The 23,774-nt window shown below is 47.6% G+C and carries 20 protein-coding genes and 1 pseudogene; 19 read left to right on the top strand and 2 right to left on the bottom strand.

The window, feature by feature from the left end:
• The 5 genes from AC1S8V_RS08435 to AC1S8V_RS08455 all read left to right on the top strand — a co-directional run bounded on the left by AC1S8V_RS08435 (position 1) and on the right by AC1S8V_RS08455 (position 4,275).
• Positions 1-426, top strand: coding sequence for a GNAT family N-acetyltransferase (locus AC1S8V_RS08435; protein ID WP_482073249.1), 426 nt, complete (start codon positions 1-3; stop codon positions 424-426).
• Between the two features lie 56 nt (positions 427-482).
• Positions 483-917 (top strand): N-acetyltransferase family protein, encoded by a 435-nt coding sequence (locus tag AC1S8V_RS08440; RefSeq protein ID WP_482073250.1) that lies wholly within the window; start codon positions 483-485, stop codon positions 915-917.
• A gap of 108 nt (positions 918-1,025) precedes the next feature.
• Positions 1,026-1,448, top strand: a complete 423-nt coding sequence (locus AC1S8V_RS08445) for a hypothetical protein (RefSeq protein WP_482073251.1) — start codon at positions 1,026-1,028, stop codon at positions 1,446-1,448.
• A gap of 176 nt (positions 1,449-1,624) precedes the next feature.
• Complete coding sequence (locus tag AC1S8V_RS08450) at positions 1,625-2,845, top strand: RtcB family protein (RefSeq protein WP_482073252.1); 1,221 nt, start codon at positions 1,625-1,627, stop codon at positions 2,843-2,845.
• A gap of 251 nt (positions 2,846-3,096) precedes the next feature.
• A complete protein-coding gene (locus AC1S8V_RS08455) occupies positions 3,097-4,275 on the top strand; it encodes a DUF4272 domain-containing protein (protein ID WP_482073253.1) in 1,179 nt (392 codons plus the stop codon).
• A gap of 195 nt (positions 4,276-4,470) precedes the next feature.
• On the opposite strand, the gene AC1S8V_RS08460 is transcribed toward AC1S8V_RS08455, so the two are convergent.
• Entirely contained in the window at positions 4,471-5,511 is a 1,041-nt protein-coding gene (locus tag AC1S8V_RS08460; RefSeq protein ID WP_482074432.1) for a substrate-binding domain-containing protein, read from the bottom strand.
• 528 nt (positions 5,512-6,039) lie between these two features.
• Here AC1S8V_RS08460 and AC1S8V_RS08465 point away from each other — a divergent pair.
• The 10 genes and pseudogenes from AC1S8V_RS08465 (at position 6,040) to AC1S8V_RS08510 (ending at position 20,136) form a co-directional block, all read left to right on the top strand.
• A complete protein-coding gene (locus AC1S8V_RS08465; protein ID WP_482073254.1) occupies positions 6,040-7,422 on the top strand; it encodes an ABC transporter substrate-binding protein in 1,383 nt (460 codons plus the stop codon).
• A 247-nt stretch (positions 7,423-7,669) separates the two neighbouring features.
• On the top strand, positions 7,670-10,597 hold the full coding sequence (locus AC1S8V_RS08470) for an extracellular solute-binding protein (protein ID WP_482073255.1): 2,928 nt from the start codon (positions 7,670-7,672) through the stop codon (positions 10,595-10,597).
• A gap of 75 nt (positions 10,598-10,672) precedes the next feature.
• A complete protein-coding gene (locus AC1S8V_RS08475; RefSeq protein WP_047842211.1) occupies positions 10,673-11,584 on the top strand; it encodes a carbohydrate ABC transporter permease in 912 nt (303 codons plus the stop codon).
• 2 nt (positions 11,585-11,586) lie between these two features.
• Positions 11,587-12,450 (top strand): carbohydrate ABC transporter permease, encoded by an 864-nt coding sequence (locus AC1S8V_RS08480; RefSeq protein ID WP_482073256.1) that lies wholly within the window; start codon positions 11,587-11,589, stop codon positions 12,448-12,450.
• A gap of 11 nt (positions 12,451-12,461) precedes the next feature.
• Complete coding sequence (locus AC1S8V_RS08485) at positions 12,462-13,928, top strand: gluconolactonase (protein ID WP_482073257.1); 1,467 nt, start codon at positions 12,462-12,464, stop codon at positions 13,926-13,928.
• Positions 13,909-14,529, top strand: a complete 621-nt coding sequence (locus tag AC1S8V_RS08490; RefSeq protein ID WP_482073258.1) for a YIP1 family protein — start codon at positions 13,909-13,911, stop codon at positions 14,527-14,529. The genes AC1S8V_RS08485 and AC1S8V_RS08490 overlap by 20 nt, the downstream gene beginning before the upstream one ends.
• Before the next feature lie 14 nt (positions 14,530-14,543).
• Positions 14,544-17,129: a DUF5696 domain-containing protein gene (locus AC1S8V_RS08495; protein ID WP_482073259.1), complete on the top strand. Its 2,586-nt coding sequence runs from the start codon at positions 14,544-14,546 to the stop codon at positions 17,127-17,129.
• Positions 17,126-18,025 (top strand): carbohydrate ABC transporter permease, encoded by a 900-nt coding sequence (locus tag AC1S8V_RS08500; protein WP_076327086.1) that lies wholly within the window; start codon positions 17,126-17,128, stop codon positions 18,023-18,025. Before AC1S8V_RS08495 ends, AC1S8V_RS08500 begins: the two co-directional genes overlap by 4 nt.
• 28 nt (positions 18,026-18,053) lie before the next feature.
• Positions 18,054-19,064: a carbohydrate ABC transporter permease gene (locus tag AC1S8V_RS08505; protein WP_482073260.1), complete on the top strand. Its 1,011-nt coding sequence runs from the start codon at positions 18,054-18,056 to the stop codon at positions 19,062-19,064.
• Positions 19,065-19,240: 176 nt separating this feature from the next.
• Positions 19,241-20,136, top strand: a pseudogene (locus AC1S8V_RS08510) (glycosyl hydrolase).
• A gap of 149 nt (positions 20,137-20,285) precedes the next feature.
• Here the strand turns inward: AC1S8V_RS08510 and AC1S8V_RS08515 are convergent.
• Entirely contained in the window at positions 20,286-20,552 is a 267-nt protein-coding gene (locus AC1S8V_RS08515; protein ID WP_482073261.1) for a SunI/YnzG family protein, read from the bottom strand.
• Positions 20,553-20,707: 155 nt separating this feature from the next.
• Here AC1S8V_RS08515 and AC1S8V_RS08520 point away from each other — a divergent pair, with 155 nt between their 5' ends.
• The 4 genes from AC1S8V_RS08520 to AC1S8V_RS08535 all read left to right on the top strand — a co-directional run bounded on the left by AC1S8V_RS08520 (position 20,708) and on the right by AC1S8V_RS08535 (position 23,727).
• On the top strand, positions 20,708-21,250 hold the full coding sequence (locus tag AC1S8V_RS08520; protein WP_482073262.1) for a hypothetical protein: 543 nt from the start codon (positions 20,708-20,710) through the stop codon (positions 21,248-21,250).
• Positions 21,251-21,428: 178 nt separating this feature from the next.
• Positions 21,429-22,037 (top strand): DUF1349 domain-containing protein, encoded by a 609-nt coding sequence (locus AC1S8V_RS08525; RefSeq protein WP_482073263.1) that lies wholly within the window; start codon positions 21,429-21,431, stop codon positions 22,035-22,037.
• A gap of 78 nt (positions 22,038-22,115) precedes the next feature.
• Complete coding sequence (locus tag AC1S8V_RS08530; protein ID WP_482073264.1) at positions 22,116-22,961, top strand: AraC family transcriptional regulator; 846 nt, start codon at positions 22,116-22,118, stop codon at positions 22,959-22,961.
• Positions 22,962-23,175: 214 nt separating this feature from the next.
• The gene (locus tag AC1S8V_RS08535; protein ID WP_482073265.1) at positions 23,176-23,727 is read left to right on the top strand and encodes a nucleotidyltransferase family protein; all 552 of its coding nucleotides are present in this window, start codon (positions 23,176-23,178) and stop codon (positions 23,725-23,727) included.
• Positions 23,728-23,774: the final 47 nt, after the last annotated feature.

Genomic DNA, 23,774 nt, shown 5'->3' on the forward strand with positions numbered 1-23,774 from the left:
ATGTCTAAAGGAAATATAATCCCAAATACCGAGCAAGATTCGGCGTATGTTCGTCAGCAATTAGTCGCATATAATGCGGCCCATGTGAGCGAGGAATTAAGGAATCGTTATGAAGAATTTAATTATAATATCAAAAATGAGGCTGGCGAAATTGTCGCAGGAGTGCTCAGTACACTTTGCTGGAACTGGGTGGAACTTGATATTCTCTGGGTAAATTCTGATCAGCGGCATAGGGGGTACGGTTCTCAGTTGCTTCTTGAAGTTGAGCGCATTGCGCGCGAGAAATCTTGTGACTTCATCCAATTGAACACCTTCTCGTACCAGGCACCAGAATTCTACAAGAAGCACGGATACCAACTGATTACAACGATAGAGAATGCACCAAGAGGGCATCATCATTACTATTTCAAGAAGGACCTCACATAAGATGGAATATAGAATACTAGATTAGCAAATAAGATAGAACGTCAGGGGGACATATTATGGTTACGATCAAAGCCGTTGAACTAGAGGATCTGCCGGCTTTAAGCAGACTGTATCATGAGTTGATAGGAACGTCTTCGAACGAGCAGCAGATGCAGAAGATGTTTCATTACATACAGCAGAATGGTCATTATCACGTGCTCGGAGCATTTTACAATGGCGAACTGGTCGGGTCCGTTATGGGGATTGAGTGTATGGATCTGGTAGGCCAATGCAAACCGTTCATGGTTGTGGAGAATGTGATTGTATCGGATCAGGTGCGCAGGCAGGGGATTGGTCAGAAGCTGATGCTCCAGATTGAGCGGATTGCGAGAGTTCTCGGATGTGAATACATGATTCTGGTGTCTGGCGATCAGCGCAAGGAAGCTCATATTTTCTATGAGAAGCTGGGTTTTAAGGATGAGAAGGTTCAGGGTTACCGGAAGCATTTCTGAATAACCGAGCGGATGAAAAGTTCTTATACGAGTGGAAGGATTACTTAATGAGCATGGCGAATAAGGCATAGTCTTAATAAAAGAGATGAATAAGAGGGAGGCACTCTCGTGTTCAAAAAATGGGCTAATGTCTTCATGATTCTAAGTCTGGTATTCGCCGTATGTTCTCCCACCTCCCATGCTGCCGCCAAAACGGTTAAAGTCACTGTGACGCTGGTGAGCGCAGAGCTAGTAGAGAATAACTCTGTGGGCAACGAATGGGCCATCGGAGCAAGTGTGAACGGCAAAGATCTGGAAGAGGGTTCGTCGGTCACCTTAAACCTGAAATCCACAGGTACGTTGAAACTGGAGGCCATCGCCGAAGAACAGGATAAGATCCCCGATTACGGGAGCAAAAGCACCAACGTCAAACTATCTTCGTTCTCCAAATCAACCAACAAGACACTTTCCGTGGTGGTGACCGAGAACAGAGGTCGGTATTCTGGTAACACAGCGACTTGGTCGTTCAAGTTTAAAATTACCAAGAAGTGAATAGGAATCAACCAAGAGAAAAGGGAGCCGAGCTCTCTTTTTTTATGCATAGATAATGGTTAGCTGAAAGGAAGAGAACGTTTCGAGCCACGCTGATCTTTGTTAAACTAATGAAAGCAACAGATAGAAATATAAGATGAAATATTCAAAATAATACATAGGAGGTTAACACGATCATGCGTATCATAGATAACATTAAAGTCTGGGGGGAGCCGCTGGAGAACGCTGTAAGTCAGGCGGTGACTTGCTCGCAATATGGAGATGTACTGGGTGTGGCTCTGATGGCCGACCATCACAAAGGCTACTCGCAACCCATCGGTGGTGTTGTCGCTTATCGGAATATGATCAGTCCGTCAGGGGTCGGATATGATATTGCCTGTGGCAACAAGGCTGTGCGCACAAATCTGATGTGGGACGATATTCGGGATCAGATTGCAACGATCATGGATGACATCAACTCAACCATATCCTTCGGTGTGGGCCGCAATAATCCAACACCGGTGGATCATGAACTGTTTGATGATGCGAGCTGGAAGTTGTTGGATACCATTGAACCGGGATTACAGCATAAGCTGAAGACACTCGCACGCAACCAGCTTGGAACTGTAGGCAGTGGCAATCATTTTGTGGATATTTTTGTAGAAGAGGCAACGGGAAAGGTATGGATCGCGAATCATTTTGGCAGTCGCGGGTTCGGTCACAAAGTGGCGAGTGGATTCCTTAACCTCGCTGCAGGACGCGAGTTCAGTGGTAAAGCTCCGGGCGAATCGATGGATCAACCGCCTACACTGTTTGGCCTGAATAGCGAAATGGGTGATATGTATTGGAACGCAATGACTTTGGCGGGCCGGTATGCCTATGCAGGGCGTGACTATGTCATTGAACAGGTGCTTGGAATTCTCGGGGCAAGTGCTGAATATGCCGTTCATAACCATCACAACTTTGCCTGGAAAGAACAGCACATGGGTGAAGAGGTAGTCGTGGTCCGCAAAGGCGCAACGCCGCTGGCACCCGGGCAACTCGGTTTTGTTGGAGGTAGCATGGGCGATATCTCCGTCATCGTGGAGGGTATTCATAGCGAGGAGAATACCGAATCATTCCGCAGCACCGTACATGGGGCTGGACGCACGATGAGTCGAACCCAGGCGGCTGGAAAAATGAACTACAAGCTTCGTACACGCATGGGCGGTGAGATCAGTGAAGCACAGATGCATGAAGCAATTCGTGCCTATGGCGTTGAGCTCCGGGGAGCGGGCACGGACGAAAGTCCGTTTGTGTACAAGAAACTGCAAGACGTACTGAACGCACATGCGAATACGCTGAAAATCAACCATGTGCTGCGTCCCGTTGGCGTTGCCATGGCCGGAGGCAATGAATTCGATCCGTACAAGGATTAGTCATATATGTTCAACTGAACATTTACACGATAACGGAGAGGGCAGAAATAACTTGAAGAAGCGGAGCGTTCGCCTAAAAGCTTTCTAAAAGAAAGCTACATCGGAAGCATACGCTATCACCGGATTTTCCCTTTCAAAAAAAGGAATAAAAAAATCTGGGGATAACAGCGATCGGAAAGTTATTCTGCCATCGGAGTGCCAGTGTAAATATTCATTAGTTGAACTTATATAGAGAGAAGAGGGTGAACTTCATGAGAAATTGTGCGATATACAGCTCTCAGTTTGATCTGGATCAGTTGTTTGAAGTGATTCAATCCATTTATCCTGAGGGTACGATTAAACGCCGGGAAGACAAGACCCATATTCAAGTGACTCAGAAAAAATGGCTCAGTAAGAAAACAAAGGGCTTCAATATTATGACCAGCCAGACACATCCTGAGGAAATTACGACAATGATTCAGGGGATGCTTGGTTTTTTGAGTCGGATTAAAGGGCGTAATGCTGCGCTCCAGGAAAAGGTATTGATCAAATGTTCCACACTGAACATGGTGATTGGTATTGAGACGGAAGAGGATATCTCGGAAGAATTCTATGACGAGTTATTGCGTGTGGCTGATGCGCTGGATGCCGTCATCTTCTGGGGAGGTGGGGCTCTGCTCAATGCACAAGGCCAGCTATTGCTGGATGTGACTGGAGAATCTGAGGTGGAGGATTACACGGTGACAGCGCACACTAGTTTCCTTGACGACTCCAGACCCCAATCGGAGTCTGCGATTGAACGTAAAAAGCGGTCAGAGCAACTGTTAACTGAACAAGGAATTCCGTTTAATGCGAACTTGCCCGCCAGATCAGGAGACGAGCACACGACAATTCGAAGTAAAGCAGAAGTCGCGCGCCGTGCGGTTTCCTTGTGTCTTGCCGCGCTTAAGGGGGAGTGTCTGGGAGCTGGCGAAAGTGCGGACGATACTGCGGCGTTGGTTCAGGAAGTGATCGACAAGTATGAGGCTGAATCCTTTTTCTCACCCGTAGAGAAGAGGTTTATCGACCAGCACGGAGCAGAGCAGCAGGAGATTATTTCCTTCTCCTGGGGATATGAAGCCTACCACGTAATGTTGTGGGCGCTTGGTTATGTGAAGGAACTAGGTGCACCAACGGAGTTATGTAACGTAGGGAAGGATGTCGGTTATTTGCAGCAGAAGGATAGTTTTACCGACTTTCTCACGTATGCATCCCTGCGTAGCAAGAGTGAGATTCTGGATGAGGCAGATCTGATCTATCGTTACAACTGGGTGTGTGTGGATAGTCGGGTGAATGACAGAACACCTCCCGCTGGATTGAATGGCGGAGTGGCTTATGAACGTCACCGTGCATTGAATTGGCTGATCTGTTACCTGGATCAGGAATGGGATGATGTGCGCACGGATACGTAGAACGGCATGATGTGACTGCCCATTGTAAATAAACAAATAACATGACACAACATACAACAATGCAAACACCCCTAAAGCCGCACGAATACGGTTAAAGGGGTATTTTGCGTGCTGTTCAATGTGGCCATAAGTGTTATTCCGTATATGATTCACTATGTGTATTCACACATATGTACCACAAGGTATTTTGACTTATTACCCGCTATGCCTGCTGAACTGTTCACGAATAATGACGTCAGCAAGAATCAGCTTTTTCTCTACGCTGCTCTCTGGGTTCGCAATTCGCCATAACATCTGATCCACTGCACGCGCACCGAGCAACTCCTTGTTCACATTGACTGTAGCCAGTAATGGGATATTGTCGTATAGATTATCAAATCCGGTGACAACACACTGATCGGGTACACGAATGCCCATACTCTCAAGAGCTTCTATGGTGTATAGCCCATAGAAATCATTCGCACATACAAACACTTCAGGCAGGTTATCCTCATTGATCACTGAAGTGAACGTCTGGCGGAACTCATCCAATGCCTGATTACTTAGCTCGGGAACCTGGTGTATCTCCATTCCATGGCCCATGAGCACAGAAGTATAAGCAATCCAGCGTTCATAGAAGCTATGAGCATCACTGATATTGCCGACGAACTGGAAGGTTTTGAAACCCTTGCGGAGCAAATAGAGCATGATCTCGCGCATGGAAGCAAAGTTATCGGTAAATATACTGTCACTGTGGAAAACAGGGTCCAGATGATCTACCATTACAACCGGAATTCCCAGACGCTTGATTTCAAGTAGAATCGGCGTCGAGATGGAACCAACGGTAATAATTCCCCGAATAGCATCCGGATTCAATAGCGTGAACAACTGATCTGCTGAAGGTTCCGTCAAGGTCAGGATATTTATACCTTTCTGGTTTAGCTTGGACGAGATTCCGTTAAAGACGGGTCCCCAGTATACGGAATCTTGATTTTGATATCGAACATTGGGAAATAAAATCAAGATCGTACCACTTGATCGAGTACTCTTCAGATCCTGAAGAGATTCATTGCTGTTATACATTTCACCAGACAACATGCTGTTATCTTTGAAATATCCAAGTTTACCAGCGGCTTTGAGAATGACATCCCTCGTCTGATCGCTAACGCCCGATTTCCCAGACAAAGCTCGTGACACCGCGAATTTCGACAAACCCGTAAAATGTGCAATTTCCTGAATCGTTACCTTTGTCTTCATCATACCATCCTTACATTCGTAGTTCTGCCGTATCTCGTATTTGGAGCGATATCCAACTGATCCTAGTATAACATGCTGTATTTCTCTTAATCTAATAACGGACAGAGAATTCAAAATGTTAGTGATGCACAGCATTTTACGATAGAAATCCAACATGAAGGTAAGCACATTATCAGATAGAATGACGAATTTTGTCTCTTTAATTATTATTTTGTTATTGTTTTTAGATAACAAAATAACGAGGGGGTATTCCTTGGTTTAATAAGCGTGTACTTAGGGTGTGGACTGCTGAATAAGCTGTAACAAAGGTTAAATAAAGATTAATCAGCATTTTATCAGAATAATTAGAAAATGTTAACAACAAAAATGTTGACGCTTACATTTTGCTGTGTTAAATTTTGTTTGTCAAAAACAAACAAGAAAATAACAAATGGTGGTGGTCGTTTATTTTCGATTGGTTGATGGATGGGGTTAACGATTTAGGGTGAACCATGATTGGTATACACATTCGGGGAGGTTGTTAAAATCATGATTAGAAGATGGAATGTTCTACCTCTGATGTTATTGGCTGTGATTCTTTTTGTATCCGCTTGCAGTGGTGGGGGGACAACGCAGACGGGTACCGATGCAGAGGGAGCAACAAACTCAGGCAACAGCACCGAAGTCGCTGACACAGAGAAAGAGGGCGGAGCGGAAGAAGCTGTGGTTAATGTTCCTGATCTCGGTGGACGTGTCATCAAGGTTGCGGCCTGGTGGGATTTGAAACCGGCGGGAGAGACGGCCTCGGATAAGGCCAGACTTGATAAAATTGCAGAGGTCGAGAAGAAATACAACGTGAAACTGGAGTTTGTCAACGTACCTTTCGAAGAATACATGAACAAATTCACAACGTCTGCGCTGGCTGGCGAACCATTTGCCGACATCGTTCAGATGGAGTATAAATCCGCACTACCCGCCATCCTCAAAGGGCAATTGTTGCCCATTTCCGAATTCACTACACCTGAGAACAATATCAACCAAGAGGCTAACCTGATTGCGAAATTCCCTGCCATTGCAGGCAACGAATACGCCTTCGAATCGCCAACCAGCATCGGTCTGGGACTTCACTATAATCGTGACTTGTTCAAAAAACTGTCATTACCTGATCCTCAGGAACTGTATAACCAAGGTGAATGGGATTGGGATAAATTCTTGGAACTCGCCAAACAGGCAACGAAAGATACGGATAATGACGGCAAAACAGATGTATACGGATTTTCTGGTTGGGCCCTTGATGTCGTTCGTCATTTTACAGCAGCCAACGGTGGAACCATCGTGGATGATACAAATAGCAAAGAAGGATTGTCCGATCCGAAAACGATTGAAGCTGCCGAATTCGTCAAACGCCTGTATAACGTGGAGAATGTCGTGAAGGTTAAAACCGGAGACAAAACCAATTGGGAGGAAAGCAATACCTTTAAGGATGGAGACGTAGCCCTGTTCACTGCTGCTGAATGGCAGTTGGGCGATCTCACCTTTGCTGTCGGCGTTGTACCGATTCCGAACGGGCCACAGGGTAGCAAAGAGGTAACGTATGCAAACAACGCGGCATCAGCGAAGTTCATTCCGAAAGGTGTGGAGGATCCAAAGATCGTCTACCAAATCTATGAAGAGACCTTCGACATTCCGCAGATCGAAGAGTATCCAGGTCAAGATTATCTGGAGAGTCGTTATACCGATGAGAAGGATATTGCGATCATTCGTGAGCACATCGCTGGAACGGGCCGCATTTTACTGGATGATGCTTACACGGGTTACCCATTCGGAGATTACGTGAACGATATCATCAAAAACAACGCTTCCGTGACAGCAACAGCCGAGAAATACAAAGCACAGGCACAAGCTGCAATCGATAAACTCGGCAAACAATAACAACACTTATCATCGAATCAATTTCATAATACCTTCAGCAGCTTCAATCAAGGCTAGATATAGATCAAAACGATTCAATTTGTCTATATCTAGTTACAAAAACGATAATTTAATGAGTTATGAAATTGATTACACCAGCAAACGATTCAGGCAGGGGCTCGTGTTGGCAATGTTGCACGGAGCCCCTTTTTCCTGAACCACCAAATCGGCATTGCTGGCATCAGCCTTGATGAGGAGGACTCGTAGGATGGCTGGAATTCTACAACGTAAGACATGGATACTGTCCACAGTAATCATCGTGGCGGCAGCCTGCATCATTCTATATTTAACTTCCGGCGCTGATGGGGAGAGTGCAGACATTCCACCTGGCAGTCTGCCTGCCATTGAAGTGGAAGCGATCTTGCAGCAGACCCGGCAGAAAAAGGGATACGAACAGTATCGATCCGGAACGGATCAGGCTACACAGCCGAATGTGGACATCACCATTGAAGCAGGAGATTACATAAAAGCCGAAGGTGAAGACGTCCGCAAACTGACTGATTATGAGGGAATGGATGGTGTATCTCTCCATACTGGAGAGACCGGACAAGTCGATTGGACGATTAACGTGCCGGAGACCGGGCTGTATAATCTGTCCGCAATCTATTTTCCCATTGAAGGCAAGAGCTCAGCCATTGAGCGTGCATTGTACATTGATGGTGAACTTCCTTTTGCGGAAGCCGCCTATTTGCAGTTTGACCGGGTGTGGGCCAATGAGAAAGATGTCGTTGAGCAGGATAATCAGGGCAATGATCTACGTCCGAGACAAGTGGAGAAACCTCGCTGGATGGAAGAAACGTTTCAGGACTCAGACGGGTACGAACAGACTCCATTCAAGTTTTATTTGGAAAAAGGGGAACACACACTAACGCTAAAATCATCGCGCGAACCCATGGTGATTCGGTCCATTCGTCTTTTCAATGAGAAGACAGCTGTTCCTTACGCGGAGACTGCGGGGGCACAACAGTCGGATTCCTCCGGGCAGCCGAAGGATGTACTTATTCGCATTGAGGGAGAAGCCGCAATTGCCAAATCTTCACCTACGTTATACCCGACGAGCGAAAGGTCAAGTTCTGCTGTATCTCCTTACAGCGCTTCCCAGGTGCGTATCAATACAATTGGCGGCTTTAACTGGCGTCTGCCAGGACAATGGATTGAATGGGAAGTGGATGTGCCGGAGAGCGGACTTTATCATATCGGTTTTACCGGACAGCAGAATTTTGTCAAAGGCATCTATTCCACACGCAAACTGACCATCGATGGTGAAGTTCCGTTTGCAGAGATGGCCAAAGCCCCTTTCCGTTATCAGAGTGACTATCGCATTGACGTCATGGGCGGCAAGGAAGCATACAAGTTTCACTTGGAAAAAGGAAAACATGTGCTGCGGCTGGAGAACAGCCTCGGAGATTTTGCACCCCTTATCCGCAATGTGGAGGACAGTCTGTACAACTTGAACTCCATGTACCGACGAATTCTGATGATTACAGGTACGAAGCCTGATGAGTTCCGGGATTACCGGGTGGAGAAGCAGATTCCGAACCTGCTTGAAGTGTTCAGCGGGGAAAGTAAACGACTCAAAGACGTGGCCGCACAGCTTCGTCTTCTGTCAGGACAGTCCAGCGATCAGGAAGCGCTGATCAAGACAATGGCGCTGCAACTGGACGAGATGATTGACAAACCAGATACCATTCCAAGAAGGCTTGCGGCATACAAAACCAACACAGGGGGTCTCGGCACATGGGTGCAGCAGGCACGAGAGCAGCCCCTTGAGATCGACGCACTGTACGTCACTTCGATCGACCGTGATATTCCCGGTACAGGCATGGGGCCACTTGCCAAGCTTGGTCATGAAGCGAAGATATTCTATCATTCGTTCTTCATTGATTATAACGAGATCGGCAATGTAGCCACATCGGAAGATCAGCGGACCGTAACCGTCTGGATTGGTAGCGGACGTGACCAGGCGAATACGATGAAAGCGATGATTGACAAGACCTTCACACCAGACAGTGGAATCCATGTCAATCTGAAGCTGGTGAATATGGGAACCTTGCTGCCAGCGACCTTGTCCGGTGAAGGGCCGGATGTAGCGATGCAGATCGGCAATGATCTGCCCGTGAACTTTGCGATGCGGAACTCGGCTGTAGATCTGACGCAATTCAGTGATTATAGCACCGTGGAACAGGAATTCAGGGAAAGTGCAATCGTGCCGTATGCCTATGATTCAGGCGTATATGCCCTGCCGGAAACCCAGACCTTTAACATGTTGTTTTATCGTAAAGACGTGCTGGAAGAACTCGGGCTTGAAGTGCCTCAGAACTGGGATGATGTCGAGGCTCTGCTCGCGATTCTGAGCAAAAACCATATGGAATTCGGTATGCCGATTGTGACTCAGGCGAATATGCAGGGTGTCAATATTCCGCCGAACTCGCAGTATGCCACGATGCTGCTCCAGAACGGCGGCGCCTTCTATCGTAACGATGACAAGGAGTCGGATCTGGATTCCCGGATCGGAATCGAGACCTTCAAGCAGTGGACCGAATTCTATACCGATTACAAGCTGGAGCGGGAATATGATTTTGCCAATCGTTTCCGGACAGGACAGATGCCTATTGGACTAACGGATTACACCATGTACAACCAGTTGTCTGTATTTGCACCGGAGATTCGCGGACTATGGGGATTCGTTCCAGTGCCGGGAACCGTTCAGACAGATGGTACCTTGAATCGGGACGTACCGGGTGGAGGTAGCGCGGTCATGATGCTGGAGGGTGCCAAGGATCAGGACGCGGCGTGGGAGTTCATGAAGTGGTGGACCAGTACACCGATTCAGGCTGAATTCGGACGGGAGATGGAAGGACTGATGGGTGCCGCTGCCCGTTATCCAACGGCCAACATCAAGGCGCTGGATTCCCTGCCGTGGCCTGCGGAGGATTACGCCAATCTCAAGGCACAATTCGAAACGGTGAAGGGCATTCCTGAAGTACCCGGTGGTTATTTTACAGGCCGCCATCTGTTCAATGCATTTTACAAAACCGTTGTTGGCCAAGTGGAAGCCAGGGAATCCATTATGGATTATACCCAATATATTCAGGACGAGATTCGCGTCAAACGTAATGAATTTGGTCTTCCGTAAGCAGAGGGAGGGTTAATCGTGCCACAAATATCACTCCGAGACGGACAAAACAGTCCTCCTGAGAAAGCGTCAAGGATGGGCATGAAATCGTGGTGGAGCTGGAAGCTCCAGGAAATGAAGGCCAGCAAACATTCTTATGTTCTGCTTGCACCTTATATGCTCCTGTTCCTCATGTTTACCGTGATTCCGGTTGTCATCTCGATCATACTCAGCTTCACCTACTTTAACATGCTGGAATTCCCGCGGTTTATTGGCTGGCAGAACTATACTCGTCTGTTTCTGGAGGATGATGTATTCCTGATTGCAATCAAGAATACGTTGTTGTTCGCCATCATTACCGGACCGATCAGTTATATTGCCTGTTTTGTCTTCGCGTGGATCATTAATGAGTTAACACCCAAATGGAGAGCGTTCATGACGCTGATCTTCTACGCGCCCTCCATCTCGGGCAATGTGTATTTTATCTGGCTGATGATCTTCTCGGGAGATCGTTATGGTATTGCCAATGGGCTGTTGATCAAATGGGGTTTTCTGCTGGAGCCAATCCAGTGGCTGAAGACAGAAGCTTACATTATGCCGATCCTCATTCTTGTGCAACTGTGGCTGAGTCTGGGCACTGGATTTCTCGCCTTTATCGCTGGTTTGCAGACGGTGGACCGGACGTTGTACGAAGCAGGAGCGGTGGATGGCATTAAAAATCGCTGGCAGGAACTATGGTACATTACCCTGCCTTCGATGCGTCCACAGTTGATGTTTGGCGCAGTCATTCAGCTGACAACCTCGTTTGCCGTGGCCGATGTGTCGATCGCACTGGCCGGGTTCCCAAGCGTGAACTATGCAGCAGAGACGGTGGTGACCCATTTGATCGACTTTGGTACTACGCGGTTTGAGATGGGATATGCATCGGCAATTGCCACCGTACTGTTCATGATTATGGTGGGCACCAACTTGCTGGTACAGAAACTGCTTCGAAGGGTGGGAGAATAGCTATGGCTGCAATTGCGACAGGCAAAAAGCGGGTGAATCGCTCGCTATCGGGAAGCCTCTCCCTGTTTGCCCTTCTGCTCGTATTTGGTGCTTTCATGGTGCTGCCGTTGATCTATGCGATCAACAATGCATTCAAACCATTGGATGAGATTTTCACCTTTCCACCAACGCTGTTTGTCAAAAATCCGACGTTCAGCAACTTTACGGATCTGCTGAATCTGCTGAGTGACTCGTGGGTGCCGTTCTCACGTTATATATTCAATACGATATTTATTACAGGCATCGGTATCGTTGGCCATGTTTTGTTGGCTTCGGCAGCTGCCTACCCACTTGCCAAGCACAAGTTTCCGGGCAAAGTATTCATGTTCCAAGTGGTCGTACTGTCACTGATGTTCACACCTGCGGTAACGGCAATTCCGAACTATATGATCATGTCTTGGCTCGGATGGATCGACACCTACTGGGCCGTCATTATTCCGGCATTTGCCTATTCACTCGGGTTGTATCTGATGAAGCAGTTCATGGAGCAAATCCCGGATGCACTGCTGGAAGCGGCCAAGATTGATGGTGCCAGTGAATACCGGATCTTCTGGTCCATTGTCATGCCCAATGTGAAGCCAGCCTGGCTGACATTGATCATTCTGCTGTTCCAGATGTTATGGGGCAGTGATGGCAATGGATACATCTATAGTGAGCAGCTCAAGACCCTGCATTATGCAGCAGGTCAGATTATTCAGGGCGGAATATCCCGGGCAGGAGCGGGTGCTGCGGTAGCACTGATTTTGATGAGTGTGCCGATCACGCTATTTATTTTCTCTCAGAGCCGAATCATTGAGACGATGGCGAGTTCGGGCATGAAGGATTAAGGGGGAACGATATGGCACGCACAGTGAAAAGATGGTTTGTTCTCCTGGCGGCAGTATCTCTGCTGCTGGTGAATGCCATGCCTGCGGCAGCCTCCCCGGCGCCGTATGAGAGGTACAACTACAACTATTGGAAAGAGGCTGTTCCCTCACCGGATGCCTACCTGCCCGAGCGTACCCTATCAGGTCGTGACCTCGGCATTAGTGAGTTCAAAGACCCCGGTGATGTGAACGTTTCTCCCTCCGGGTTGATCTATATTTTGGATAGCGGTAACAGCCGGATTATCGTATTGGATACCGAATTTAAGCTGCTGCGCGTCATCGATGGATTCATGATGGATGGCAGCAAGGAGACCTTCAACCTTCCTGGCGGATTGTTTGTGGATGAAGAAGAACACATCTATGTCGCCGATACGGGGAACAGTCGTGTGGTGATTCTGGATGGAGAAGGAGCGCTGATTCATACGATCACGAAGCCCGAGTCGGATATCCTGTCGACCCAATTCCAGTTCCAGCCCTTGAAGCTGACGGTTGACCATGTGGGCCGAGTGTACGTTGTGGCACAGGGGGTCTACGAAGGGATTATGCAGTTTGACGAGAGTGGGAAATTTATCGGCTACGTCGGTACCAACAAAGTGGAGCGGGACTACGGTGAATATATCTGGCGCATGTTATCCACCAAAGCCCAGCGTGCACAGATGGTCTTGTTTGTCCCAACGGAGTTCTCCAATGCGGACATCGACCACAAAGGATTTGTGTATGCGACGAATATTGATCCCGGCTCAAATGAACCGATCAAACGCCTCAACCCGTCTGGCGAAGATGTACTGAAGCGGTTTGGTTATGTTGACGTCAAAGGCGATATCCGGTTTCGTAACAATCCGGGTCCATCCAAGCTGATTGATGTGAAAGTGTTGGGCAATGGCATGTACAGTGTACTGGATGCGACACAGAATAGGGTGTTCACGTACGACGATGAAGGTCATCTGCTCTACATATATGGTGGCAAAGGAAATCAGGTGGGTACGCTCAAAACGCCAGTCGCGATTGAGCAATCGGGTGAGCACCACTTGGTTCTGGACCGGGGGAAGAACAATCTTGTCGTCTATGAGCCAACCCGTTTTGGTTCCCGTGTGAATGAAGCGGTGGCAATCCACTATCGGGGCGAGGACACGGAGGCCGTGAATATATGGCGAGAAGTGCTGAAGCTGAATGCTAACTATGACATCGCCTATATTGGCATCGGCAAGTCCTTATTAATGGAGAAGAAAAACAAGGAGGCGCTGGGTTACTTCGAACTTGGGATGGACCGCAAGAGTTATTCTGTGGCATTTAAGCGGCATCGGCGGGAGATGATGAAGGAACATTTCGGTACATTCCTGACCGCTGTAATCGCGCTGATTGTCATTCTGCTCCTGACCCGAGTTGCGGTTAAATGGAGACGGAGGAGGCAGGTTGATCGTGAAGCAGGATTTCATTAAGTTTCCGCTGCATCTCATTTTTCACCCCATTGATGCATTCTGGGACCTCAAGTCCGATAACCGGGGACGGCTGCTCGTTGCTTTTGCAGCGCTCGTGCTCACCATTATCATGATGATTTTGCAAAAGCAGTACGCAGGATTTCTCGTCAATTACATCGATCCTCGTACGATTAACAGCATCATCGAGATCGCCACAGTTACAATCCCGTTCTTTCTATGGTGCACAGCCAATTGGGCGGTAACGACCTTGATGGAAGGGGAAGGGAAATTCAGAGAAATCGTTCTGGCGACAGGATACTCGCTCATTCCGGTTATTCTGATCTATGCCCCAATGATCGTGATCAGCCGCTTCATGGTTCAGGAAGAGACTGCTTTTTATTATCTTTTTAATAGCATCGCGTTCTTCTGGTTTGTGTTGCTTCTGTTCATTGGCATGATGACGGTTCACCAGTACACAGTGATTAAAACAATCATTACCATGGTGCTAACGCTCATTGTGATGGGCATTATCGTATTCCTTGGCGCCCTCGTCTTCAGCATGCTGCAACAGTTGTACGAATTCGGTTATAACATTTACCGTGAGTTGATTTTTCGGACCTAAAGGAGGCGGCATCCGTGAACAAAAGGCAACGACTATATACGGTGCTGGCTGGTGGTGCAGCTGTAATCATGATTGCAGCCGGGCTGCTGCATATAAACAACAGGGGGGTTCCTGCCGTGGAAGCCGCGGCTTATCTGGATACAACAACCCAAGCCATGCCCGTCACGGAGGAACCGTTGCAGTTCCTTGGCGACTCTTCGCAGGGGGTACCTGGTATGCAACTGGTCGCTGAAGATCAGGGATTGGCCCTGTACTACAACGAGGAGACAACAGAAATTGCAGTACGTGACGGAAACAGTGGAGAGATTTGGTATAGCAACCCGAAAGAACGGGATGGGGACAGTCTCGCTTCCGCATATGAAAAAGAAGTGCTGTCCTCCCAGCTGAACGTGTCTTTCCGGGATGCGATGGGCACACTGGAGAACTTCCCGAATTTCAGTTCCAGCATCAGCAACAAGCAATTCACTGTGGGGCAGATCGATCAGGGCATTCGAGTGAACTATACGCTTGGTGATACGTCGCTTGGCATTGACGCGCTGCCCAAACTGATCAGCAAGCAGCGCCTGGAGGAGAAAGTGCTTTCCAAACTGGACGCTACTGTCGCAAGATACACATCTGCCCGTTATTATCCAACCAAGAACAATCCGGATATTCTGGAACGGCTGGATGGACAGATCTCGAAGCAGCTTGTGCTGAACAAGATGTTGGGAGCTTTTGAGACGGCGGGTTACACGGCGGACGATCTTGCTTTTGACAATCAGGAGAACGGGGTCGAAGGCGCAGGTGTATCGGATAAGCCCAGCTTCGTGATTCCAGTGGAATACCGGCTGGATCAGGGCGCACTTGTCGTAACCGTCCCTTTGAGTCAAGTTCAGGAAAGTGGGCAATATCGTATTCGGAATGTTGATTTGCTCGCTTACTTTGGTGCTGCGGATACGAAGGGTGAGGGCTACATGCTCGTGCCTGATGGTTCAGGCAGCCTGATCCACCTGAACAACGGGAAAACCAAAGAAGAACAGTATGTGCAGCGCGTTTATGGCGCAGACCCAAATGATAATTCGCTTAGTCGTCCTCAGGTTAGTGAATCAGCGTATATGCCTGTGTTTGGTCTGAAGAACGGGGAGAATGCATGGTTTGCTGTGATTGAAAAAGGGGACGGCATTGCCAGTATTTCTGCAGATATTGGAGGCAGACAGAACAGTTACAACCATGTGCATGCGACCTTCTCCCTGCGGGGTGAGGATGAATTGGAGATGTATACCTCGCAGAAAATGCAGGAGATTCAGCTGCTTAGTGAAGAGCCTTTCCGTGGAGATATCCAGGTGCGTTATCATTTCCTTCATGGAGAAGATGCCAGTTACTCGGGCATGGCCCGCCTGTATCAGCAGCAATTGATAGAGCAGGATGTATTGAAGCCACTTGCAGAACAGACGGAGTTGCCATTCTATGTAGATGTACTTGGTGCGGTGGACAAAGAGGCTTCGTTCCTGGGCGTGCCATATCGTTCCACCTTAGCTATGACCACGTACGAACAGGCCACTGAAATGGCGGCGAAGTTGCAGCAGGAGGGTGTAAACCGCGTGCAAATGCGGTATCAGGGATGGTTTGGCGGTGGAATCAGTCATCATACGCCAACCCAGGTGAAGTTGGACAGTGAAGTAGGTAGTCGTTACGAACTTCAGGCGTTGTCCGCTAAGCTTGGGCAGTCTGGCGGAGCCTTGTTCCCGGATGTGGCTTTCCAGCACATTTATCACGATGATATGCGCTTTGCTCCCTCTTCGGATGCGGCACGCTTTGTAACGAAAGAGACAGCGGAACTGTATCCATACAGTCCTGCCCTTAATCGCATGGATCAGAGCAAGGACAGCTATTATCTGCTCTCAGCGGCCAAGCTCCCTTATGTGGTGACTGAGTTTGCCGATAAATTCAATACATTGGACCTCGGCGGATTATCCCTCCGTGATCTTGGGCAAGTCCTGACTTCCGATTATCGGGATAGTCGGGTAATTCATCGGGAGACGGCGAAGAACATTGTGAAGGAACAGCTGGGACAGCTGGAACAGTCCTATCCAAACCTGATGATATCTGGAGCAAATAGCTACGCTTGGGGAAGTGCACAACATGTTGTGAATGTACCCGCAGGGTCCAGTCGGTTCAATATTACCGATGAAGAAGTTCCTTTTTATGCGATGGTTATTCATGGATACATGAACTATGCTGCATCTCCAATGAATACGTCGGGGGATCAGGATCTCCGCAAACAATTGCTGCGCAGCCTGGAGCTTGGGGCAGCTCCGTATTTTCAATGGACCTATGAACCATCATCCAGGCTGAAACTTACGAATTATGATTCGGCCTACGCAACGGAGTACGGCTATTGGGTGGATGACGCTGTTGCCTTGTATAAGCAGGCCAATGAAGTGCTGGGAGAGCTGGAGAATGAACAGATCCTCAAGCATGAACGCATTCAGGATGGCGTGGTCCGGATCACCTATACTGGCGGTACATCCATCCTTGTGAATTACAATGTGGATTCAGTTACTGTTGGTGGAACAACTGTTGGCGGGACGGATTATGTGGTGGAAGGAGTGAACCGATGAGAACCATTCGATTATCGCTGAAGTCACGGAGAGCGCTGCTTGGACTTGCATTTATATCGCCGTGGCTGGTCGGCTTCATCTTCCTCTTTGCCACGCCACTCCTGCAATCCATCCGGTTCAGCCTGAGTAATCTGTCCGTTGCTCCGGGCGGATACGTCCTGGAATACGTTGGATTTAAAAATTTCAAGGATGCGCTTCTGGTTGACGCGACGTTCAACCGGATTCTGGTTGACTCGGTTGGAGCAATGCTGCTGAATGTGCCGATGATACTGTTTTTCAGTCTGTTCACGGCGACACTGCTTAACCAGAAGTTCAGAGGTAGAACGATGGCACGTGCAATCTTCTTTCTGCCGGTTATTCTGGCTTCCAGTGCTGTAGCAGCAGCCGAGTCTGCGGGATTAATCAATCTGATGGGGGATGCGAGTGCGGTCGATGCGTCTGCAGATGGCGGGGCTTCGTTCAATGTGGTATCCATTGTGCGGATGCTGGCGGATGTGGGATTGCCGATGGCCTATGTGGATTACATTGTAGAAGCCATCATGCGGATCTATGAGATTATTAGCAGCTCAGGTGTTCAGATTCTGATCTTCCTCGCCGCACTGCAATCGGTACCGGGATCGATGTATGAGGTTGCGAAGATCGAAGGGGCGACAGCTTATGAATCATTCTGGAAAATTACATTTCCCATGGTCAGTCCGTTGATTCTGACAAATGTCATCTATACGATCATTGATTCATTTGCCGGGAGTCCAGTCACACAGGCCATCTACCAAACTGCATTCAAAACCCAGAACTTTGGCTTAAGCTCGGCGATGTCTTGGCTGTATACACTGGTGATTGGCCTTGTACTGATCGTAGTGGGCTGGGTATTGTCACGGCGGGTTCATTACAACTGACGGTTAAGATTAAGGGAGGCTTCAGATTATGGCTGCGTCAGGAACAGATCGTATGGTGGTGGTTCCGAAACAGAATTATCACATGCATCGGGTGCGAAACAAAACATCGGACCTTATCTATTCTATATTCAGATATGCACTGGTCATCGGCATTTCATTTATTATTTTGTACCCGTTATTTCTCAAAGTGTCAGTTGCGTTCAAAGATAAACAGGATATCTACAACCCAACGATTTATATGATTCCTCAGCATTTTACGCTGGATAATATCCGGCTAGCAGCGCAAGTGATGGATTACCTGCCTTTGCTGGCGAACACGTTATTGTTCGTTACCATCACAACGCTTCTGACAGCGATATCCTGTGCACTTGCCGGATATGGCTTCGCCCGGTTTTCGTTTCCGGGTAGTAATGTGCTCTTCATCCTGGTGATTCTGACTATTCTGGTCCCGACAAGTACGCTCATGGTACCGATGTATCTGCATTTCCGCAGCTTCGACTTTATGGGCATCATCCAGTTGTTTACGGGGAAGAACGGGATTAACCTGCTTAATACGTACTGGCCTTCAATGATTACGGCTGCTACGGCAGGAGGGCTGAAGGCGGGGCTGTTCATCTATATCTTCCGGCAGTTCTTCAAGGGCATGCCGAAGGAAATCGAGGAGGCTGCCCTGATTGACGGCGCAGGTGGATTCAAGACATTTGCCCGTATCATGTTGCCCAATGCAATCTCGCCGCTGATTACGGTCATTCTGTTCTCGTTTGTGTGGCAGTACAATGATACATTTTATTCGGCACTGTTCATGAGCGAAAGTCCGCTGATTTCACTGAAAGTGGCTTCTTTACCGGCTCAGGCGAACCAATTGATTCCGCAACTGATGGGCTTTGGCTCGAACTCGGGCATCAAGGCTGATCCGAACTATGTGGCGATGATTGTGGATACAGGCATTTTACTGGCGATTGCACCGCTGATTATTCTGTACCTTTTTGTGCAACGTTATTTCGTGGAGAGTATTGAACGTTCCGGTGTTGTGGGTTAACTGGACTGTTATAAGGATCGCAGTACATTTGTGATCTGATAATGTTGTTGTTGTTGTTGTTGTTTCGAGAGATGGACATGGACAGGTAAAGCCAATTGGAGGTGTTAGCTATGACGGTACGTGAGATCAGCAGAGTTCCGGTGAATAAAGCAGCTACACCCGAAGCAAAAGAGCTGATGGCGTTCCTGGTCGAACGTTATCGAAAAGGGATGTTGTCAGGCCAGCAGGATTATAGCAATCTGAACTGGATTAATGAAAATACAGGTCGGAAGCCAGCTGTGATCGGCTTTGATCTCATGGAATATTCGCCATCAAGAACAGAGCGCGGTGCGGTCTCTCAGGAGATTCGGGATGCGATAGACTGGCACCGGCAAGGTGGAATCGTGACGCTGTGCTGGCACTGGAATGCACCAACTCATCTTATCAATGAACCGGGCAAGGAGTGGTGGCGGGGGTTCTATACGGATGCGACCACCTATGATATTGCCTCCGCGCTGGCTGATACTGAATCGGAAGCATATCAGTTATTGATCCGGGATATCGACGCGATTGCAGTTCACTTGCAAGAGTTGAAGGATGCTGGTGTACCTGTATTATTCCGACCGCTTCATGAAGCAGAAGGTGGGTGGTTCTGGTGGGGAGCGAAAGGCCCCGAACCTGCCATACAGTTATATCGTTTGTTGTATGATCGATTGGTTCAAGAGCATCAGCAGAACAATCTCATCTGGGTCTGGAACTCGGAAAAACCGGAATGGTATCCGGTGATGATGTCGTGGATATTGTCAGTGTGGATGTATACCCGGAAGCAGGAGATCACAGCCCGTTGGCTGCGCGTTACGCCAACCTGCGAGAGCTTGTACAGAACAGCAAAATCATTGCACTGGCCGAGAATGGCTCCATTCCAAACCCCAAGCAGATGAAGGAACAGGATGTACACTGGAGCTGGTTCTGTACCTGGACAGGTGGATTCCTGAGGGATGGGGCGCATAATGATGTGGCGTTTTTGAAGAAAGTGTATAACAGCGAAGAGGTTATTACGCTGGATCAGTTACCGAAGTGGAGTTGGTTATAAGAACTCCACTTCAAAGCTTGTATTGGAATCAGAGAAGCGTTAGTATTCGCTGTAAGAAATAATGCGAATACTAACGCTTTTTTGGTGGCGCTTATATGTAAGTGGAACCCCTCTTCCGAGAAACATGGGAATCCGGTTCGAACAATAATCTAGTTTGACGGGTGTAACATAGCTCGGATATTGGTATATAAATTCACGCTGGAAGTGAATAAAATGTACGATTGATTCACCGTGCGGATCAGAATCCTCTTGCTTGTGCCATTGACTGGACCGATCCGAATGGCGGATGGTTCGCTGCCACCGTACGTATCATCCAGGGTAACCGATGTGATATGTGCGATGGGAATTTCAATTTTGGAAAACTGCCACCGGATGACCAGTTGATCTTCTATTTTTTTCGCGTTAACACCAAACATAGGATGACCTCCTGTGGTGATTCAAATTGTTGAAATGATCTCGTATGTCCAGTTTATCATATTTTGGATAAAATTACCTTATTAATAAAGGGTGACGAAAACTATCTAATGATTTTAATAGTCCAGATCTATCCTGTACAAAGGAGGCAAAATGAATGAACACATGGAATGCCTATCATTATTTTGATAAACGTGTAGGCCCTTTCCGCAATCTCTCCAGTCTGTCCGAAGGGGAAGCAGAGGCTGTTGCTCGAGAAATCCGGCAAGAAGGTCGAAACTTTGCCAGTCGGCGACCAGTAGAATACATGACGATTCGGAGAACACTTGAGCAGAGAGCGTATGAGCAGTTTGTTGCTAAAGGCGGGAAGCCGATACAACCATACCCTCATTACCTAACGCTCGGTGCATGTGAATGGCTAAAATCATGGTATAGGGAACCCGACCAATTAATCATTTCGTGGGATGAACTGCCTGCCGAAGTTGTGAGCTTCACGTATGGAGACCTCTTTCCAACGATGCGTTATGCTGATGAGAAACCGTACCGTAAGCAGATTTATACCAAGGATGAAATCATAGAAGTCATTCAGTTCTATGGTTGGCCTCAGGAATGGAACCGTAAAGGTGATAAGGGTCCGGAACGATATATTGAGGTACAAGTGTGGGACGAACGTATCATCCAACCGTACACACGTGACTGAGCCTGATAAGAAGAAATTTGATTTTATCTGCTATCCAGAGAAGTAATCATGCCGAGACATCGGTGTACGATATCAAAGGTGGGGGATTTAGGTAAAACCTACAGGATTAGCCATGGTACATACCGAATACAAATAGAGAAATTAGAAAACTTAAACTCCAACACAAAGGGTGTGCCACATGACGAATCTATTCGAACAATGTTCAGGTCAAACATTATCTGCCAACCTGGGATGGCTGAACGAGCCAGCAGATTGGTCCATTGAAGACGGCAAAGTAACGATAACCGTTTCGCCGATCAGTGACTTTTTCATTGATCCGGGAGGTGAGCCGGTGAAAGCCTCAGCTCCATTTTTACATACGATAATCAAGGGAGATTTCAGCATCGTCACCGAAGTGCAGGTGGAGATGAAAGAACAGTATGATTCGGGCTGCCTGATGGTTATGGTGGACGATACGAACTGGGCTAAAGTTTGCTTTGAGTATTTCGAAGAACAGCCGTCCATTCTCAGTGTTGTTACTCGTGGTAACTCGGATGATTGTGTATCATCCCCTGTAGAGGTTAACAAGCCTTATTTACGTGTAGCCCGGGCAGGCAACAGCTTTGCTTTCCATTATTCTCAGGATGGAGAGAAGTGGAAGCTGGTTCGTTATTTCGGCCTTGACTGCCCGGAAGAGATCAAAGTTGGCATTGTGGCCCAATCCCCCATTGGGCAAGGGACAACGGTTACTTTTACAGACGTACAGCTTCAACATGGAGTGACCGGAAGTGTTCGGCGGGTAAAATAATCGGACAAACGAGAGCACAACAGGACAGGTTATTGCGTTGTTTTTCAGTTATATTAGACATCAAGGAGTGATTATCAGATGAACTGGATCAACGCATTACAGGTCGCTATTCAATATATGGAAGACCACTTGCTCGAAAATATGACGATGGAGCATATTGCAGCGCAGGCTCATATTTCTCCTTTTCATTTTCAACGTACCTTTGTCTTATTAACTGATGTTACTGTAGCCGAGTACATAAAACGCAGACGATTGACACTGGCGGCACATGAGCTACTGCAAAGTGATCACAAAATCATTGATCTGGCACTTAAATACGGTTATGACACACCGGAATCTTTCTCCAAAGCATTTCGTAGACAACATGGGATCGCACCCAGTGAGGCTCGAAAGAATAGTAACTCTGTAAAATCGTATAATCGCCTGGTGATTCAAGTGAGTCTACAAGGAGCAGAGCCGATGAATTACAAAATTGTTGAGCAAGACGAATTTACGTTGGTCGGAGTAAAGCAGACTTTCTCATATGCAGATGGAGAACATCTGCAAGGCATCGGGAAGATGTGGCAGGAAGCGTGGACGAGCGGTACAGAGGATCGTTTGTTTGAACTGAACAATGGGGATATACCAGGCTTACTTGGTGTCGTTGTGGATCAGAGTGAAATCCAGGAGAAACAGATGCAATACTGGATTGCTACAACTTACGATGGTGAAGTACCGGAAGGGTTATCAAGCTTCACCATGCCTGCTTCCAAATGGAGTGTGTTTGAAGTAGAAGGCCCGATGCCGGAGAGCATGCAGCTTCTGTGGAAGCGGATAATTTCGGAATGGTTTCCATCCAATCCTTATGAGCACGCGTATATGCCAGAGCTGGAAGTATACCCGGGACCAGATCAACCGCCACAAATCTGGATACCGATTAAATAAATTTTAACCGTTTCAAACTTGATCATTGTAGCCCGTAAACACTCGGATAACCGAAGCTGTTTATGGGTTATTTGGTTATGATTAATCAGAGATTCGAAGTTGTACAGAGGATGTTCAAGCGTTGTTCATTTTATTGCAGATAGGTAAACATGATATATTGGAACGAAGGTTAACAGCTATAAGAGGACAATGAGGTAAACCGCAGGAGGCAGATATGTTATATGAGAACCCATTCATTCAGACGATCATCAAACACGAGCAATTAATGCATGACCTGCGGAGAGTTCGTAGTCTCCATTTGCCTCAAAGTTACATAGGTGCAGGATATATTCGTAATTATATCTGGGATGTTCTGCATGGATATGATCTTCGTGAACTTCATAGCGATATTGATGTTGTCTATTATGATGCGTCAGACCTGCGTGAGGAACGAGACATCCAGTTGGAGCATCAGCTTCGTGAGTTGACAGGCAATGCCAAGTGGTCGGTCAAAAATCAGGCGAGAATGCATCTGCGCAATGGCACAGTTCCTTATCATTCTACTGAAGATGCTCTTCGCTATTGGCCGGAAGTTGTGACTGCTATAGGAGTACAGTTGGATGAAGAGGATCGGGTGAACCTCTGTGCTCCGCATGGTTTGCATGATCTGTATCATCTCTTAGTCCGCATAAGTCCGTTCTTCACGGATGCTGACTATTATAATCAGAGAGTACAGAAGAAGCGCTGGCAGGAACAATGGCCGAAACTAACGATAATAACAGCTTGAATAATAAGTCATTTGCGGAATAGTGGGTACAAGAAGGAGTGTCTACG

It is taken from the genome of Paenibacillus sp. B46(2026), assembly GCF_056786355.1.

Excerpts from the sequence above, each read along its gene's own strand:
- AC1S8V_RS08525 (WP_482073263.1), top strand. The coding sequence starts at position 21,429 with ATGACGAATCTATTCGAACAATGTTCAGGTCAAACATTATCTGCCAAC.
- AC1S8V_RS08480 (WP_482073256.1), top strand. The coding sequence starts at position 11,587 with ATGGCTGCAATTGCGACAGGCAAAAAGCGGGTGAATCGCTCGCTATCG.
- AC1S8V_RS08535 (WP_482073265.1), top strand. The coding sequence starts at position 23,176 with ATGTTATATGAGAACCCATTCATTCAGACGATCATCAAACACGAGCAA.
- AC1S8V_RS08500 (WP_076327086.1), top strand. The coding sequence starts at position 17,126 with ATGAGAACCATTCGATTATCGCTGAAGTCACGGAGAGCGCTGCTTGGA.
- AC1S8V_RS08440 (WP_482073250.1), top strand. The coding sequence starts at position 483 with ATGGTTACGATCAAAGCCGTTGAACTAGAGGATCTGCCGGCTTTAAGC.
- AC1S8V_RS08520 (WP_482073262.1), top strand. The coding sequence starts at position 20,708 with ATGAACACATGGAATGCCTATCATTATTTTGATAAACGTGTAGGCCCT.
- AC1S8V_RS08505 (WP_482073260.1), top strand. The coding sequence starts at position 18,054 with ATGGCTGCGTCAGGAACAGATCGTATGGTGGTGGTTCCGAAACAGAAT.
- AC1S8V_RS08475 (WP_047842211.1), top strand. The coding sequence starts at position 10,673 with ATGGGCATGAAATCGTGGTGGAGCTGGAAGCTCCAGGAAATGAAGGCC.
- AC1S8V_RS08515 (WP_482073261.1), bottom strand. The coding sequence starts at position 20,552 with ATGTTTGGTGTTAACGCGAAAAAAATAGAAGATCAACTGGTCATCCGG.
- AC1S8V_RS08485 (WP_482073257.1), top strand. The coding sequence starts at position 12,462 with ATGGCACGCACAGTGAAAAGATGGTTTGTTCTCCTGGCGGCAGTATCT.
- AC1S8V_RS08435 (WP_482073249.1), top strand. The coding sequence starts at position 1 with ATGTCTAAAGGAAATATAATCCCAAATACCGAGCAAGATTCGGCGTAT.
- AC1S8V_RS08455 (WP_482073253.1), top strand. The coding sequence starts at position 3,097 with ATGAGAAATTGTGCGATATACAGCTCTCAGTTTGATCTGGATCAGTTG.
- AC1S8V_RS08450 (WP_482073252.1), top strand. The coding sequence starts at position 1,625 with ATGCGTATCATAGATAACATTAAAGTCTGGGGGGAGCCGCTGGAGAAC.
- AC1S8V_RS08470 (WP_482073255.1), top strand. The coding sequence starts at position 7,670 with ATGGCTGGAATTCTACAACGTAAGACATGGATACTGTCCACAGTAATC.
- AC1S8V_RS08530 (WP_482073264.1), top strand. The coding sequence starts at position 22,116 with ATGAACTGGATCAACGCATTACAGGTCGCTATTCAATATATGGAAGAC.
- AC1S8V_RS08460 (WP_482074432.1), bottom strand. The coding sequence starts at position 5,511 with ATGAAGACAAAGGTAACGATTCAGGAAATTGCACATTTTACGGGTTTG.
- AC1S8V_RS08465 (WP_482073254.1), top strand. The coding sequence starts at position 6,040 with ATGATTAGAAGATGGAATGTTCTACCTCTGATGTTATTGGCTGTGATT.